Annotated in this window: 14 protein-coding genes and 1 pseudogene; 5 read left to right on the forward strand and 10 right to left on the reverse strand. The window is 74.8% G+C overall.

What is annotated here, in order from left to right:
- Both K7B10_RS34660 and K7B10_RS34665 read right to left on the reverse strand, forming a co-directional pair.
- Nucleotides 1-399, reverse strand: a 399-nt coding sequence (locus tag K7B10_RS34660) for a TetR/AcrR family transcriptional regulator (RefSeq protein ID WP_229342804.1), incomplete at its 3' end; no start/stop codon positions are given.
- 107 nt (nt 400-506) lie between these two features.
- Nucleotides 507-860, reverse strand: coding sequence for a DUF1304 domain-containing protein (locus K7B10_RS34665; protein ID WP_229342805.1), 354 nt, complete (start codon nt 858-860; stop codon nt 507-509).
- Nucleotides 861-947: 87 nt separating this feature from the next.
- On the opposite strand from K7B10_RS34665, the gene K7B10_RS34670 reads away from it, so the two are divergent.
- A complete protein-coding gene (locus K7B10_RS34670) occupies nt 948-1,943 on the forward strand; it encodes a BtrH N-terminal domain-containing protein (RefSeq protein WP_229342806.1) in 996 nt (331 codons plus the stop codon).
- 42 nt (nt 1,944-1,985) lie between these two features.
- Here the strand turns inward: K7B10_RS34670 and K7B10_RS34675 are convergent, their stop codons facing one another.
- From K7B10_RS34675 to K7B10_RS34685, 3 genes are all read right to left on the reverse strand, one after another.
- Nucleotides 1,986-2,189, reverse strand: coding sequence for a ferredoxin (locus K7B10_RS34675; protein ID WP_099894249.1), 204 nt, complete (start codon nt 2,187-2,189; stop codon nt 1,986-1,988).
- A gap of 5 nt (nt 2,190-2,194) precedes the next feature.
- Nucleotides 2,195-3,382: a cytochrome P450 gene (locus tag K7B10_RS34680; protein WP_229342807.1), complete on the reverse strand. Its 1,188-nt coding sequence runs from the start codon at nt 3,380-3,382 to the stop codon at nt 2,195-2,197.
- Nucleotides 3,383-3,518: 136 nt separating this feature from the next.
- Nucleotides 3,519-3,857: a thioredoxin family protein gene (locus tag K7B10_RS34685; protein ID WP_229342808.1), complete on the reverse strand. Its 339-nt coding sequence runs from the start codon at nt 3,855-3,857 to the stop codon at nt 3,519-3,521.
- Between the two features lie 352 nt (nt 3,858-4,209).
- Here K7B10_RS34685 and K7B10_RS34690 point away from each other — a divergent pair.
- Together K7B10_RS34690 and K7B10_RS34695 are read left to right on the forward strand one after the other, a co-directional pair.
- A pseudogene (locus K7B10_RS34690) lies at nt 4,210-4,506 on the forward strand (hypothetical protein); the annotation flags it as partial.
- Nucleotides 4,507-4,665: 159 nt separating this feature from the next.
- A complete protein-coding gene (locus tag K7B10_RS34695; protein ID WP_229345637.1) occupies nt 4,666-4,935 on the forward strand; it encodes a hypothetical protein in 270 nt (89 codons plus the stop codon).
- A gap of 19 nt (nt 4,936-4,954) precedes the next feature.
- Here the strand turns inward: K7B10_RS34695 and K7B10_RS34700 are convergent, their stop codons facing one another.
- The gene (locus tag K7B10_RS34700) at nt 4,955-5,329 is read right to left on the reverse strand and encodes a DoxX family protein (RefSeq protein ID WP_229342809.1); all 375 of its coding nucleotides are present in this window, start codon (nt 5,327-5,329) and stop codon (nt 4,955-4,957) included.
- A gap of 179 nt (nt 5,330-5,508) precedes the next feature.
- Between K7B10_RS34700 and K7B10_RS34705 the strand changes: the two genes are divergently transcribed.
- Nucleotides 5,509-5,868, forward strand: a complete 360-nt coding sequence (locus K7B10_RS34705) for a YciI family protein (protein WP_030864852.1) — start codon at nt 5,509-5,511, stop codon at nt 5,866-5,868.
- Nucleotides 5,869-5,949: 81 nt separating this feature from the next.
- A complete protein-coding gene (locus tag K7B10_RS34710; RefSeq protein ID WP_229345639.1) occupies nt 5,950-7,170 on the forward strand; it encodes an RNA polymerase sigma factor in 1,221 nt (406 codons plus the stop codon).
- 19 nt (nt 7,171-7,189) lie between these two features.
- Here K7B10_RS34710 and K7B10_RS34715 read toward each other — a convergent pair whose 3' ends face one another.
- The 4 genes from K7B10_RS34715 to K7B10_RS34730 all read right to left on the reverse strand — a co-directional run bounded on the left by K7B10_RS34715 (nt 7,190) and on the right by K7B10_RS34730 (nt 15,984).
- Nucleotides 7,190-8,722 (reverse strand): condensation domain-containing protein, encoded by a 1,533-nt coding sequence (locus K7B10_RS34715; RefSeq protein WP_229342810.1) that lies wholly within the window; start codon nt 8,720-8,722, stop codon nt 7,190-7,192.
- 151 nt (nt 8,723-8,873) lie between these two features.
- Entirely contained in the window at nt 8,874-9,854 is a 981-nt protein-coding gene (locus K7B10_RS34720; protein WP_372481503.1) for an ABC transporter ATP-binding protein, read from the reverse strand.
- On the reverse strand, nt 9,851-12,703 hold the full coding sequence (locus K7B10_RS34725; RefSeq protein WP_229342811.1) for an FtsX-like permease family protein: 2,853 nt from the start codon (nt 12,701-12,703) through the stop codon (nt 9,851-9,853). Before K7B10_RS34725 ends, K7B10_RS34720 begins: the two co-directional genes overlap by 4 nt.
- Nucleotides 12,700-15,984: an FtsX-like permease family protein gene (locus K7B10_RS34730; RefSeq protein ID WP_229342812.1), complete on the reverse strand. Its 3,285-nt coding sequence runs from the start codon at nt 15,982-15,984 to the stop codon at nt 12,700-12,702. Before K7B10_RS34730 ends, K7B10_RS34725 begins: the two co-directional genes overlap by 4 nt.
- Nucleotides 15,985-16,138 lie beyond the last annotated feature (154 nt).

Raw genomic sequence — 16,138 nt, forward strand, 5'->3', positions numbered from 1 at the left:
CTCGGCGCGGGCCCGGGCGCGCAGCTCGAGGTGGAGCCGCTCGCCGAGCGGGCCGCCGCCGCCCGGCAGGAGCAGGGTGCGGTACAGGGCCCCGTGCGCGGCGGCGTCGGCGAGGAAGCCGGCCAGTGCGGCCGGGGGCCGGGCCGGGGCCCGCGTCCCGGGCTCCGTCTGCCAGGCGTGCAGGGCGTCGACCGCCGCGTGCACCACGTCGGCGCAGGCGTCGACGGCCAGCGCCGGGAGGTCCTCGTAGTGCAGGTAGAACGTGGCTCGGCCGACCCCGGCCCGGCGCACCACCGCCGAGACGCTGACCTCCCCGAGCGGCCGGTCCGCGCACTCGGCGAGGAGGCTCTCGCGCAGTCGCGCCTTGGTGCGGGCGGTGCGCGGGTCCTCGGGGCTCATGCGTTCTCCAGGCTCACCCGCGAGAGCCTATGCGGTCCTCGCGCTCGGACCCGCGCGGTCCGCGGGCTCATCGGGGCCCGGGCCCGCGGACCCACCGGCCCCCGGCTTCACGCGGCCAGCAGCGCCGCGCCCAGGGCGAGGGCGCCGGGCAGGGCCTGCGCGACGAGGATGCGGCGGTTGGCGGTCGCGCCCCCGTACAGCCCGGCGACGATCACGCAGACGAGGAAGAAGACCTGCGTGGCGAGCGAGTCGATGACCAGCGACCAGACCAGACCGGCTGCCAGGAAGCCGTTGTACAGGCCCTGGTTGGCGGCGAGCGGTGCGGTGCGGCGGGCGAGGTCCTCGTCGAAGCCCGACAGGGCCCGTCCGGGCGGCCGCTGCCACAGGAACATCTCCAGGACCAGGATGTACGCGTGCAGCGCGGCGACGACACCGATGAGGACCTGAGCGACCGTATGCACGACAACCTCCAGTTGACCCGATTTCCTGGACAACTGTACAGGAAATCGCCGTCGGGCCCAGGGTCAGCGCGCGGCTAGGCTGACCGCATGACTGTGCTCGTGTACGAAGACTTCGGAACCGGACGCCATCGCGAGGCCTCCCTGATCCGCCACGCCCTGGGCAGCGCCCACGACGAGGAGCTGATCGCGGGCCTGGCCGGCGGGATCGGCTTCATGTACTTCGTGTTCGAGTACGCCGGCCGGGCGCCCATCGCGACGATCGTCGCGCAGGCTCACCCCGAGCCCTGGGTACAGGTCGCGCTGCGGCGCCTGCACATCCCCTACGACGCCACGCGCGCCACCAAACCCCGCTGGGGCCGGGTGCGCGCCGCGCTCGACGGCGGCCAGCCCGCCTTCTGCGTCGTCGACCGCTCGTCGCTGCCCTGGCACGAGGCCGACGCCGACGCCGAGATGATCGGCGCCGACCCGTACACCGTCGTCATCGCCGGATACGACGGCGACGACCTGCTGATCGAGGACGGGGCCGAGTCCCCTTACCGGATCGACCGCGAGGAGTTCGGCGCCGCCTGGACCGCGCACCGAAAGGGCCGCCACCAGCTCGTCGTGCCCACCGGGCCGGCCGAGGGCGAGCCGGACGTCGAGGGGGCCATCGCGGCGACCGTCACCCGCCTCACCGGGCCGGTGCTCGGCAACCAGTTCGACGTCAACTTCGGTTTCTCCGGCATGGAGAAGCTGGCCGCGCAGCTGCGCGACCGGACCACGAAGACGGGCTGGGAGCGGCGGTTCGGCAGCCCGGAGGCCTTCCGGGCGGGCACCGCGCGGCTGTACGCCTGCCTGGAGGAGGAGTGGACCGCCCCCGGTGCCACCCGGCCGCTGTACGCCGACTTCCTCGACCTCGCCGGGCGGCCGGAGGCGGCCGCGCTCCTGCGGGATTCCGCCGGGCACTGGTCGCGGCTGGCGGCCCTGGCCCGTACGGCCGAGCCGGACTCCGACGCCGCCGCGCGGCGGGCCCTGTTCGACGAGTGCGCCGAACTCGTGGACCGCTCGCTGGAGCTGGAGCGCCGGGCCGTGGCCCTGCTCTGAGCCGTACGGGCTCGCGGGGACCCGCTCCTTGCGGTGGGGCGGTCACTCCTCCCTGATGCTGATGGCGGCGACCGGGCAGGCGCGGGCGGCCTCGCGGAGCAGCGGGCTGCCGTTGCCGTCCTCACGGCCCGGGAGCACCTGGCTGAAGCCGTCGTCGTCCTGGGTGAACACGTCCGGCGCGGTCAGGGCGCACTGTCCGGCGCCGATGCAGATGTCCGTCTTGATGTCGATGCGCTGTGGCGACATGTTCCTCACCATGCCACGGGGAGTTCGATCATGCCCTGAATGGTGTCGCCGGGTCGGAACGGGATCCGGTCCGGCTCGGCCGCCAGCCGGAGCCCGGGCAGCCGCGCGAACAGCGTCCCCAGGGCGATCTCCATCTCGGCGCGGGCCAGGTTCTGCCCGAGGCACTGGTGGACGCCGAAGCCGAACGCGACGTGGTGCCGGGCGGAGCGGTGCCAGTCCAGCGCGTCCGGCTGCTCGAACACGGCCGCGTCCCGGTTGATGACCGAGGTGGAGAAGATCACCCCGTCGTCCGGACGGATCGTCACCCCGCCGATCTCGATGTCCTCGACGGCCACCCGCAGCATTCCGTCGGCGATGGACAGGAAGCGCATCAGCTCCTCCACGGCCACCGAGATGAGTGCCGGGTCGGCGCGCAGCTCCGCCAGCTGCTCGGGATGGCTCAGCAGGGTGAACGTACCGAGCGAGATCATGTTCGCCGTGGTCTCGTGGCCCGCGACCAGCAGGATCGCGGCCAGTGCGACCAGCTCCTCGACGTCGGTCTCGCCGGTCTCCAGGCGGGTCGCGACGAGCTCGTCGAGCAGCCCTTCGCCCGGGTCGGTCCGCTTGCGCTCGATCAGATCGGCCAGGTAGCCGTTGATCTGGTCCCGCGCGGCCTCCACGTCGGAGAGCTCGGGGCCGCGCAGGAGCCGCCGGGACGCCCCCTCGAAGAACTCGTGGTCCCGGTACGGGACTCCGAGCAGGGCGCAGATCACCATCGAGGGCACCGGCAGGGCGAAGTCGTTGACGAGTTCGGCCGACGGGCCCCTGGCGACCATCGCGTCGATCAGCCGGTCCACGGTCTCCTGGATGGCGGGCCGCAGCGCCGCGGTCCGTTTCAGGGTGAAGCTCGGGATGAGCATGCGGCGCTGGGTGTTGTGCTCGGGGTCGTCGACGCCGAGCAGGGCCGTGCGGCGGTTCTGGAGCCCCTTGAACCGCTTCGTGGGAGAGGGGAAGGCCTCGTTGCTCCGGTCGGCGGAGAGCCGCCCGTCGGAGAGCAGTGCGCGCGCTTCGGCGTGCCCGGTGACCACCCAGACCGAGCGGCCGTCGAAGAGGGTGACGCGGGAGAGCGGCCGGCCCCCGCGCAGGGGGTCGTACGCGGTCGGCGGGTGGTAGGGGCAGGTTCGGTCCTGGGGAAAGGCAACGGTCTCTGACATGCAGCACCTCGTAAGCATGGTTCCGTGGGTCCGTCTCGCCGGAATCCATTACATGCCCTAGGCACCTATCTGACCTATGCCACTTTCGGCCAGATAGCCCACTTTGGCCCGCCCGGGCCCACGGCAGCCGGGACGCTCAGAGGTGGGCGTCCAGGAAGGCCCGGAGCTCGGCGCCGCTCATCGCTCCGCCGTGGCTCGCCACGGCCTCCCCGCCCTTGACGAGGACGACCGTGGGGGCGCTGGTGACGGCGAAACGCCTGGTCGGCTCGGGGCAGCGGGTCATGTCGGTGCGCACGGCCGTCAGGCGCGTGCCGTACTCCTCGGCCACCTCGGACACGAGTGCGTCCATCGCCCGGCAGGCCTCCAGGGCCTTGGGCCAGGTCCCGATGAAGTAGGCGAGAACCGGCCCCTCGGTCATGCCGAGGATGAAGTCGAACTCCTGGTTCTCCAGCGGCTGGTGTACCCGACGTGCCATGGGTGGTGCTCCTGCTCCGTGTGACGGGTGATGCGTGGGCGGGCCCATCATCGCCCTCCGGGTCCGCCGCGCCCGAATTCCCGTCCGGAACGGGTGTTTCCGCCAAGGGGCCGGTTCACCAGCGCCGAGGGCGACCAGGAGCACACGTACGCGGGCGCGCCGCTGTACGAGGTGCTGAAGAGGGCGGAGCCGCGCTCCGACCAGAGCAAGAAGAACGGCCAGCTGCACGGGATGGTCGCGGCGACTACCGCGCCGTCTTCGCCCGGGCCGAACTCGACCCCGGGTTCGCCAAGAGCCGGATCCCGCTCGCGGTCTCCGAGGACGGCGTGCCGTTCGACGACACCGGAACCTGATGGGCCAGCCCGACGCCACCGCCAACCCGGCCCGGCCGAGGACCCCGCGCAGCGGGCCCGCACCGCGCGCACCCCGGTGGACCTGGACGCCGTCCGGCCGGACGGGATCCCGGTTCGCGACCAACGCCCACGTCCGGCTGGCCGCGCCGCGCGGCAACGCCGGCGCGACGCTGCTGAGGCGCGGATGGTCGTACGGCGACGGCCTGCGCCCCGGCGGCACACCGGACGCGGGGCTGCTCCTCGTCGCCTGGCAGGCGGATCCCCGTACGGGTTTCGCCCCCGTCCAGCAGCGGCTGGCCCGGGGCGACGCCCTCGCGCGGTACACGGGGCACGAGGCGTCCGCCCTGTTCGCCGTGGCGCGCCCGGCCGTGCCGGGGGAGTACGTCGGGCAGGGGCTGCTCGAAGGCCGAGCGGCCCCGGGGCCCGTTGTCAGTGGCGGCTGTGAAGCTGGGCCCATGGACGACAGGATGCTCAGGCGCCGGGTCTACGGCGCCGACCACGACGACCCCGACCCCGGACCGCGCCCCGGCCGCCTCTACGGCGAACTCGTGGGCGGCCCGCTGGACGGGCTCCTCCTGGACATCACGGGCTGGAGTCCGCGCCAACTCGCCGAAGAGGCCCGCCTCCCCACCGAGATAGGGCGCTACGGAGCCGGCGGCCGCGCCCACTACCGGCGCCGCGCGGCCGATCCGGGGCACTGGGACTGGTCGGGCGACAGCCCCTGATCCGGGTGGGTGCGAGCCGTCAGCCGGCGGCGCCCCGGCTGACGTTCCGCGCCCACAGGACCAGCGGGACCTGCAGGGGCAGCCGGGCGAGGGTCACGGCCCGGGTGGCGGGGGAGCTCCGTCTCGCGTCGACGGCCATCTTCACGTTCGCGGGGAACACGCCGACGAAGAAGGCCGCCGCGGCCAGTGCCGCCACTCGACGGGTCCGCGGGTGGGCGACCCCGGCCGCCAGCACCAGCTCGGCCGCGCCGCTCGCGTACGTCCACTGCCGGGCGGTGCCGGGCAGGGCGCTCGGGACGATCGCGTCGAACTGCTTCGGCGCGACCGCGTGCGCGACGCCCGCGGTCGCCAGCAGGCCGGCGAGGAGCACGGGGGAAGAAGGAGTGCGTGGCATCGGAAGGAAGGTCCTCTCGGAGGGGCCGGAGCCCGCGATCCTACTCGCCGGTAGCGCTCTTCGGCCCGGAAGATTCTTATGTGAAGAAATCTCCGGGGAGCTGTCGATCCGGGCGCCTCCCGTTCGACGAAGCAGTGAGAGGCGGGGAAAGCCCCCGCCCGTCCGGCCGAGGAGAGACCATGCCGCGCTTCCTTTCCATGATCCGTATCGACGAGCAGGCCCTGCCCGCCAACACCGAGTTCCCGCCGGAGTTCGGGGAGCGCATGGGCGCGCTGATGGAGGAGATCACCAAGGCCGGGGTCATGCTCGACACCGCAGGACTGCTCCCCACCTCCGAGGGGACCCGGGTGACCTGGTCCGGAGGCAAGCTGAGCTACACCGACGGACCCTTCACCGAAACCAAGGAGGTCGTCGGCGGCTACGCCATCCTCCAGGCCAAGGACAAGGCCGAGGCGCTGGAGTGGACCAAGCGGTTCCTGGAGATCCACCCCGAGGAGTGGACGGTCGGCGCCGAGCTGCGCCAGATCGACGGGGGCTGACCGCGCCGGGATCCGCGCCGCGATCCGCATCGTGTTTGCCCTGCCTCGTCACGGCTGCTCTGATGGGTGGCCGTGACGGCAGTGAGTGCGACCCAGGCGGTCGAGACGGTGTTCCGGATCGAATCGGCGCGGATCATCGCCGCAGTCGCGCGCATCGTGCGCGACGTCGGCATCGCCGAGGAGATCGCCCAGGACGCGCTGGTCGCCGCCCTGGAACAGTGGCCGGAGTCGGGTGTCCCGGACAAGCCGGGCGCCTGGCTCACGGCCACCGCGAAACACCGCGCGATCGACCTCGTGCGCCGCAAGGAGACGTACGCCCGCAAGCTCGCCGAGGTCGGCCGGACTCTGGAGGACGTACCGCCGCCCGCCGAGCCGGCGGCCCCGGACGACATCGGCGACGACCTGCTGCGGCTGATCTTCACCGCCTGCCATCCCGTCCTGGCCACCGAGGCCCGGATCGCACTCACCCTGCGCCTGATGGGCGGGCTGACCACCCAGGAGATCGCCCGGGCCTTCCTCGCCCCGGAGCCCACCGTCGCCCAGCGCATCGTCCGGGCGAAGCGGGCCCTGGCCAAGGCGGGCGTTCCCTTCGAAGTCCCCTACGGAGCTGACCGCGAGCAGCGGCTCGCCTCGGTCCTGGAGGTCATCTACCTCGTCTTCAACGAGGGCTACTCGGCGACCGCCGGCGACGACCTCGTCCGCCCCGCCCTGTGCGAGGACGCCCTCCGGCTGGCCCGGGTCCTGGCCGGCCTGATGCCCAAGGAGCCCGAGGTGCACGGGCTGGCGGCGCTGCTGGAGTTCCAGGCCTCCCGGATCTCCGCCCGTACGGGCCCCGACGGCGAGCCGGTGCTGCTCGCCGACCAGAACCGGTCGAAGTGGAACCGGATGCTGATCCGCCGGGGCGCCCTGGCCATGCGGGACGCGGGGAGCGGCCCCTACTCCGTACAGGCCGCGATCGCCGGCTGCCACGCGGAGGCGGTCCGCTACGAGGACACGGACTGGGCGACGATCGCCACCCTCTACGGACGGCTCGTCGAGCTCGTCCCGTCACCGGTCGTGGAGCTCAACCGGGCGGTCGCCGTATCGATGGCCGAGGGCCCCGAAGCCGCGCTCCCGCTGGTCGACGCGCTCGCCGACGAGCCGGCCCTGCGCGCCTACCACCTGCTGCCGAGCGTACGGGGCGACCTGCTGGAGCGGCTGGGCCGCGGCGAGGAGGCCCGGGCGGAGTTCGAACGCGCCGCCTCGCTCACGCGCAACGCGCGGGAACGGGCCCTGCTGCTGGGGCGTGCCGCCCGCGCGTGACCACGGGCGGCCGGCACCGTCAGGAGCGGCGGAGGGCGGACGGCGCGTACGGGGCCGCGTCGTTCCGGGACGCGCCGAGCGGGCGGCGCGGCGCGGTCAGGGCCACCGGTCGCCGGAAGGAACCGTGCCGGGCGATCTCCCGGACCGTCGAACGCAGCGCTTCCTGGAAGTCGTCCATGGTGCGGCGCGCGGCGGCGGTGTCCACGTAGATCGAGTTCATGTGCAGACCGTCGGCGTCCCGCTGGAACCAGGAACAGGCGCCGTTGGCCCGGGCCGACCACACGTGCGAGGTCGGCCGCCAGTCCTCGTGCCGCTCGGCGCCGGGACACTTGCGGATGTCGATGTACGAGAAGAAGTTCACCGGGTAGGGCCAGGAGCGCGCGGCGAACTCGGCGGGCGCCAGCAGCTGCCAGGCCCGTACGAACGGCACGTCGATGTGCTCCATCATCTCGCCGAAGCCGGCCCGCACCGCCGCCATCACCTGGGTGAAGTCCCGGCCCGGCGACGCGTCGAACTCGATGGGCATGGTGTTGACGAACCAGCCCACCGAGTTCGCCCAGCCGGCCCGCCCGCGCTCGCTGACCGGCATGAAACCCCGGTACACGCCGGGTCCGCCCGCCTCGCGCAGGCAGACCGCGACGGCCGCGAGGACCCCCATGAACGGCTTGCCGTCCACCACACGGCAGGCCTTCTCGAACACCTCGGCCTCGGCCGCGTCCAGCAGCGGCGAGGCCTCGTTGACGATCGGGTACATCCGGTCCGGCTCCACGCCGAGCTCGAGCGGGAACCGGGGGAAGAACTCGCCGCCGCCGCGGGCCATGAAGGACTTCCAGTAGCCGAGGCGTTCGTCGTCGTCGGCGATGGAGAGGTAGCGGCGGCGCTGCTCCTCGGCGAAGTCCAGGTAGCTCGGCGCGGGCGGCAGATCGATCTCCTCGCCGCGGCACAGCGCCTCGTACCCGTTCTGCACCTCGTGCACGACGATCGGCATCGACAGGCCGTCGCAGACGATGTGGTCGAAGGCCAGGTAGACGGTCGTGGAGTCCTCGCGCAGCACGGCGCCCATGGTGAACAGCGGCCAGGACAGGGTGTCGATGCTGCGCTTGAACCGGTCGACGAGGAAGCCGCGCAGGGCCTCGGACGAATCGAAGTCGGCCACGGGTACGACGTCGAGGGCGAGTTCGGCGGCGGCGATCGGTTCGCACGCCAACTCTCCCGCGAGTCGGCGGAATTCACACCGCAGTACCTCGTGCCGGCGTACGAAGGCCAGCAGGGAACGCGTCAGGGCCCGCTCGTCCAGCACGCCCTTGACCTCGAAGGTGACCGCGATCCACGACGCGACGGGATCGTCGGCGCCGCGGCTCTCCTCGGCGACGGTGAAGTGCTTGTCCTGGTTGAACGAAGCCCTCCTGCCCGCCGCATCGGCCGGCACACCGCGTGGCGCATCACCCGTGCCGCCGGTGTCCGGCGCCGCCGGCCCGGCCGTGGACCGCAACCGCCACTCGACGACCCGTCCCGGTGCCATCTGGTGCATCTCCAGAGGAAACTGCCGCATTCCGTCATCCCTTCGCCCCCAGAGTCAACCCCGAGGCCCTAACGACACCCGCCCCACGGAAGTGACGCCCACCAGTTCGTTCACCGGTCGTGGCATCGCGCGTGCCGGGGCTCCCCGGGCCGGGGGTCACTCCGGTGACCCGTACGGCGGCTCAGGCGCGCCGGTCGTCGGGGTCCTCCGCGGTGTCGGGGCGGACCTCGATGTGGTCCGCGGCCAGGTCGACCGCGACGCGGTGTTCCATGCCGAGGGCCTCCAGGAACTTGTGCGGGAGCTGGACACGGCCCGTCCGGTCCAGCATCACGTACTCGCGCTCGCTCACCGACTCCGCGCCGTGCTCGTCCGTGACCGTGCGGCGCAGCACCTCGCTGCTGGTACGGCCGTCGCGGATCGCCACCGTACGGCGGACCTCGCCCGCGACGAGCGGGTCGTGCGTCACGATGACCACGGTGGCGCCGAGCTCCCGGTTGACGGTGCGGAACGCCTCGAAGATGGCGGCTCCCGTCTCGGAGTCGAGCTCGCCGGTGGGCTCGTCGGCCAGCAGGACCGCCGGGTCGTTGGCCATGGCCACGGCGATGGCCACCCGCTGCTGCTGGCCGCCGGAGAGCTCGGCGGGACGCCGGTCCGCGAGATCGGCGATCTCCAGCGCCTCCAGGAGACGGGTGACCCGGTCCGCCTGGCGGGCCGCCGCGCCGCCGCGACCGCGCCGCCCCTTCAACTGCATCGGCAGGGCGATGTTCTGAGCTGCCGTCAGGAACGGCAGGAGGTTGCGGGCGGTCTGCTGCCAAACGAAGCCCACCGCCTCGCGCCGGTAGCGGAGCCGGTCCTTCGCCGACATCCCGAGCAGGTCGAAGCCCTCGACCGTGGCCGAACCGGCCGTGGGGACGTCCAGCCCGGCCAGGATGTTCAGCAGGGTGGACTTGCCGCTGCCGGAAGCGCCGACCAGCGCGACCAGGTCGCCCCGCTGGACGGTCAGCTCCAGGCCCTGCAGCGCCTGCACCTCGACCCCGTCGGCGCTGAAGATGCGGACCAGGCGGTCGCAGGCGATGGCGGTGTCGGCCCGACCGGTGCGCGGTGCGGCGGCGGCCAGGGCCTGCCGGCGCAGGTCCTCGTACGTCGGCTGGTCGCTGTTCAACGCTGGTCTCCCGCTCTCAACTCGGTGGTGATCTGGCGCCGCCCGGATATCGCCGCCTCGGCGAGCACGGCCACGGTGACCAGGAAGGCCAGTCCCAGTGCCTGGGTCAGCAGGGGCGGTGCCGTCAGGCGCAGCCCCGTCGGCACCGTCGAGCCGACGAGGGCGGACAGGTCCATGGCCGGGCCCAGCAGGGCGACGGCCGCGGCGGCGACGAGTGCCCCGCCGAGGGTGGCGGCCAGCGCCTGGGGCAGCGCCTCCGTCAGGATCAGCCGGATGCCGTCGCGGGGACGGAGCCCCATGGTGCGCAACCGCGCCAGCAGCGCGGCGCGTTCGGGCGCCGCCCGTACCAGCGTGAGCAGGACGGCCAGCAGCGCGAAGCCCGCGGCCCCGGCCACCGATGCCCAGAACAGCCGGCCCGCCGACCGCTGGAGCGGGTCGCTGCCCAGCTCGGCGGCGGTGTCGGCACTGGTACGGACGGTGAACCGCGCGGCGGTCCCCGCCGGGGCGGTCGCCCGGACGGCCTCGCGCAGCCGGTCCCCGTCGACTGCTCCGGTCGCGAGCCACCGGTCCGGATGCCCGGTCTTGGGCAGGCGTGCGGTGGTCGGCCCGGCGGGCAGGACGACCACGGCGCCGCCCGTCCCGGGGCGTACCGGGGTCCCCTCGACCACGCCGACGGAACCGATCTGCAGCTCGCCGCCGTCGCCGAACGACAGCCGGTAGGTGCCGGCCTCCGCCAGCTTGGCCAGGTCGCTGCTGAACAGCGCCGGCAGGGGGGCGCCGGCGCCCGGGTCCTTGGCGAGCAGCGCGGGGTCGAACCGGCCTCGTCCGATGGTCCCGGCCAGCTCCGCGTACGCCACCGGATCGGCGACGACCACCGTGACCTGGGTGGAGCCCTGGACGGTGCCGAACACGAACGCCTTGTCGTCCGTCCACACGCCGACCGACGTCCGTACGCCGGGCAGCGCGGCGGCGGCCTCGGTCATCGCCGGGGGCAGGGTGCCCCCGTACGGCGCCGAGATCTGGACGTCCCCGCCGACGGCGAGGCGGGCCACTCGAAGCCGGCCGGTGTCCACCGCGTCGAGCACCGTGGCCCCGAACCCGCCCGTGGTGACGGCCAGCAGCAGGGCGATCAGCGGCAGCACCGAGGGGCGCGCCCGGCCGCCGGTGCCCCGGGCGGCGCGGGCCAGGCCGAGGAAGCCGATCAGGCCGGGCCGCCGCCCGGCCGCCCGGGCCAGTACCCCGACCAGGACGGGCTGGAGCCGGGCCAAGGCCAGGCCGCCGCACAGCGCGAGCAGCAGCGGGGCGGCGACCAGCAGCGGATCCAGGCCCTCGCCGGCGGGCGCGACCCCGCGGCTGCGGACTTCGAACACGGCCGCCGCGGTGGCGGCGACGGCCAGCAGCTCGGCCACCAGCCGGCGCCGCGGGGCCGGCCCGCGCCGCCGTGCGGACAGCAGTACGGCGGCCCGTACGGGGAAGGCCAGCAGCGCCAGCAGGGTGACGGCGGCGGCCGCGAGCAGGGACGCGGTCCCGCGCGGCGTCGGCAGCAGCCACAGCGCGAGGGCGGTCGCCAGGGCGGCGGCGGGCAGTACGGTCACCGCGCCCTCGCCGAGCAGCCGGCCGACGATCCCGCGGGGCGAGCCGCCGCGGGCCAGCAGCAGCCGCAGCTCCGACTCCCGCCGGTCCCCGGTCAGCGCGGCGGCCAGGCAGAACACCACGGCCGCCACCCCGGCGACCCCCGCCGGGCCGATCGCGGCGAGCGGCGCGACCGCCTGCTGCCGGGCCTCGGCCTGCTTGAACAGCTCCGGAAGCCGGGAGGTGATCCGCAGGTCGCTCCGCCGGGTGCTGCCGCGCAGGGCGGAGGCGGTCGGGCCGCCCACGTACGAGGCGATCTCCCGGGCGACGTCGGGCAGCAGGTCGGCGCGGAGCCGGCCGGTGTCCACCGGGAGCCGCCAGAAGTCCTCGGCGCCCTCGCCCCACAGCGCGAGCCGGTCGAGCCGGTCGGGCCCGACCAGGGCGGCGGTCTGCCAGTACCGCTGCGGCGGCACGCTGGGGGTGTTGGCCTGGCAGGCGCGGGTGAGGCAGGGCAGCCCGGCCCAGAAGACGTCGTCCTCGTCGGTGGCCCGGTAGAGGCCGACGATCTCGGCGCTCATCGGTTCGGAGTTGCTGGCGAAGGACTCCAGCACGGTGCCGACCCGGACGCCGAGGGTCTGCGCGGCCTGCCGGGACAGTGCGATCGGCACGGGCCCGTCCGGGGCGCCGCCGCTCGGCCAGCGCCCCTCCACCAGCTCGGTGTGTGCGGCGGCGTCCCGCAGGTACAGCAGGTCCATCCGCGGCGGGACGCCGTCGGGGCTGGGCAGTCCGGGGTTGGCGAGGTCGCGCTGCTTGGACGCCTGGGTGCCGTGGACGACCCCCGAGGGGGCGATGGCGAAGCCGGCGCCGGTACGGGCGAGCAGCGCGTTCCGTACCGAGTCCAGGTTCTCGGTTGACTGGTCCCCGTACCGGGCGGTGGAGGTGGCGAGCAGGCTCGTCGCGACGGGACCGCGGTCGTGGAGGAAGGAGCGCAGGGCCTGATCGGCGCCCCGGTCCACGGCGCGCGGCAGGGAGGCCGCCAGCAGTACGGCGACGAAGGCGAGGGCCGTGGCGAGCAGGGCGCTCGACGGCGCCGTCCGCAGCCGGGTCCGCACCCACGGCGCCGGCCGTACGGCGGACGGAGCTCCGGTCCGTGCCCCGGAGGGGGCCGTCGGCCGTGCCCCGGGCCCTCGGGCGGGACCGGACGCCGGAGCGTGGTCCGGCGGGCCGTCCGGTGCGCCGTGCCGCGCGCTGTCCGGGGTGTCTGCGGGCCTGGTCACAGCTCCTCCACGTGCCGCAGCCGGGCGGCCGCGTTCGAGACGTTCCGGTCGCGGCGGCCGCCGAGCACCGCCGACAGCAGCGGCACCGCCGCGATCGCGACGGTCAGCAGCAGGGTCGTGCCGTTCGGCAGGTCGACGATCACCTGCGGCACCGGGCGGCGCGCGGCGGGCGTCAGCACCACCAGCGGCACCACCAGATGGACGATCGCGGCGCCCAGCCCGACCCCGACGGCGCAGCCGAGCCCGACCAGCAGGCAGCTCTCGGCGGCCGCGGTCCGGGCCAGGGTCCGTCCGGGCGAACCGAGCGCCAGCAGGACCGCCGACTCCCGGGCCCGCTCGCGGGCGCCCGCCGCCGCGGAGGCGGCGAAGCCGATCGCCGCCAGTACCGCGCAGGCGGCGGCGAGGGCGGCCAGCGCGCTCTGCGGGCCGGCGCTCAGCGGGTCGTCCAGCAGCCCGGCGGCCACCTCCTCGCGCAGCCGCACCTGCTGCACCCCGGCGCCGGCCCGCAGTTCGGCGGCGGCGCGTGCCGGAGCGGTGTCGTCGGCGGACTTCGCGGGCAGCCACCACTCGGTGGGCGCGGGCAGTTCCCGTGCCCCGCCCGCCGCCAACAGGCGCCCCACGGTGCCCAGATCGACGGCGAGAGCGGTGTCCCCGGCCACGGGCAGCGAGCCGATCGCGGCGGTGATCCGCACCGGCACCGAGACGCCGCCCAGCGGTACGGGGATCAGGTCGCCGACGGCCCCGCCGACCCCGGCGAGGTAGGCGCGGGTGGCGATCCCCGGCACCTCGGCGGCGCCCCGCGTACCGGGCGGGGTCAGCGCCAGCTGGATTCCGCCCTTGGCTTCGTGGCCGCCCCGGTAGCGCAGTTTCATCAGCTCCGAGCCGTCCTGCGGGCCCGGCAGCAGCTCCGCGGCGGGGGAGCCGTCGGTGAGCGCGGGTGCGGACAGCGTCCAGCCGGCCGCGGCCGCCACCGGTTCGGCCCGTCCGGCCGAGGTGTCGGACGCGGCCAGCCGGCGTACGGTCAACTCCGCTGAGCCGGGACCGGATTCACCCGAACCGAAGTCCGAGCCCTCCTCGCCCGAGCCGTACGACACCGCGATGCCGGCCAGGGTCAGCGGAGCCGCGGCGGAACCGAGCGGGGCGCCGGTCAGCGCGCCGAGGTCCACCGAGGCGGTGGCGTCGCCGGTCCCGGGCAGCTGGACCATCGAGGTCCGGTAGGTCAGCCCGAACCGGTCGCGCACCAGCAGCCCGATCCCGGGACGACCGCTGCCCCGGCCGGACACCCGCAGCTCCACGTCGAGGTCGATGCGCTCAGGCTTCCCGGGCAGGGCGATGCCGCCCGCGCCGGAGGCGCCCGCCGCCGACAGGGGCGCGAAGAGCTCCCGCATCCCGCGTCCGTCGCGCAGGTCGGCGCGCAGCGGCACCCGTTCGGCCACGGCCGAGGCGTCCAGCGCGAGCACCTGCGCGGCCCGCCCGCCCGGCAGTTCCTGGGGCCCCCGGATCACCGGGATCACGCCCTCGCCGCCGGGCAGCGCCGCGTACCGGCCGCCCTGGCCCATCGCGGGCAGGTCGCTGCCGGAGACCCGCAGCCCCCCGGCGGTGGCGAACTCGGCCTGGTCGCGCTGGGAAGCGGACCAGGCCGTGTGCTGGCCGAGGGCCAGGACTCCGCTGGAGACGGCGAGTACGAGCAGCAGGACGGGCCCCGTGGCCCGCCCGGGCCGGCGGGCGAGCTGCCAGCCCACGAGCGCCGGGCCGAGTCCGCGGCCCCGGGCGGCGATCCGCCCGCCCAGCCGCGCGGCGAACGGCAGCAGCCGCAGCACCAGCAGGGTGCCCGCGCACAGGGCCAGCGTCGGCGCGGCCACCAGCACCGGGTCCACGCCGATCGGTCCGCCGCCGGCCGCCGGGCCGGCCGTGAGCCCGTCGCCGCTGTGCTGCGACAGCTGCTGGTAGGCGAGCGCGGCGAAGGCCACGAGAGCCAGGTCGGCGCCCGAGCGGGCGGCTCCGGCGACCAGGGCCTGACGGCGTCCGCTGCGGCGCAGGGCGGCTGCCGCCACCCCGCGCAGTACGGCGGGCAGCGCGGCCAGCAGCACGCAGGCCAGGGCGCAGCCGGCCGCGACGGGCCACAGCAGCCAGCTGCCGGAGGTGTCGAACGGCACCCGCGCGAGCGGGCCGAACCCGCCGAGCAGGCGCAGCAGCGGCGGGGTGAGCAGCGGCGCGAGGACGGCGGCGGGCAGGGCGAGCAGCAGCGCCTCGGCCGCGCTGAGCGCGCCGAGGCGGCGGCGGGAGGCGCCGCGGGCGGCGAGCAGCACGCGCTCGCCCTCCTGGCGCTCCGTCAGGAGGTGTGCGACGAGCAGCAGGGCGGCTCCGGCGAGGACGGCCAGCTGCAGCGCGCCGATGAGCAGGGTGGAGCGGGCGACCAGTTGGGCGGAAGCCAGTTCGCCGAGGAATTCGGGCAGTTCGGTCCTGGCCTGGAGGGACTTGGTGCGCTTCAACGCTTCGGAGGCCGCGGCCGTACGGCCGCGGATCGCCTCCGCCTCGGAGCTGCCGGTGCTGGCGAGGTCAGGGGTGAGCAGCGAGCCGCGGTTGTTCTGCACCAGCCCGCCCGCGGTGAAGGCCGTGTCGTCCACGAGCAGCGGGCCGTACGTGGTGAAACTGCCGACCTGGAGTTCCCGGCCGCCGAGCGGGTCGAGCCGCCAGTAGGGTGCTTCGGGGTCGGCCGCCCGGTAGACGCCGGTGACCAGCACGGTCAGCGGGGCGCCGCCGTACCGGTCGTCGAGCCGTACCTCGGCGGGCAGTGCCTGCGGGCTCAGCCCGAGCCGGGTCAGTGCCGCCCGGGGGACGGCCACCGGTGTCCGGCCGCCCGGGGCGCCGACGGCCTCGGGCCACTGGCCCGCCAGCAGCTTCACGTTCTTGTGGTCGAGGGCGGCGAGCAGCGTGAGGTCGGCGTCCCGGCCGGGAGTGCGCGCGCCGGGGAGCCCGTACGAACGGCTGCGCGCCATGCTCTCGACGGCGACGGGCAGCCGGCCGAACAGCTCGCCGGCGAAGGCCCGTACGGCCTCGTCGTCCTTGGAGCGGTCGGCCGTGGTGTGCTCGCCGGTCACCAGGACGGTGGTCCGGGCCCGGTCGGGCCCCTGCAGGGCCTGGCGCAGCCCGGCCTCGCCCACGCCGCGGGTGAACGCGGACAGTGCGGTCAGCACGGTCGTGGTGATCAGTACGGTCAGCAGCACGGCGGCCGCGAGCGGCACTCGCCCGCGCAGCCGACGCACGACGAAGCCGAGCATGTGCCGTTTTCCTCCCCCATCCGGACCGCTGGCACCGGATAGCGGACGATGCTGTCAGATTCGAACGCGCGACGGAAGGGGCTTGCGCGAAGGGTGGGGCGGATGAACAAATTCGAAACGAAGCGATTGAGGGCGATTGAGGCGGTTGCGTTGG

Source organism: Streptomyces flavotricini (assembly GCF_020639365.1).
Classification (GTDB): Bacteria; Actinomycetota; Actinomycetes; order Streptomycetales; family Streptomycetaceae; genus Streptomyces; species Streptomyces flavotricini.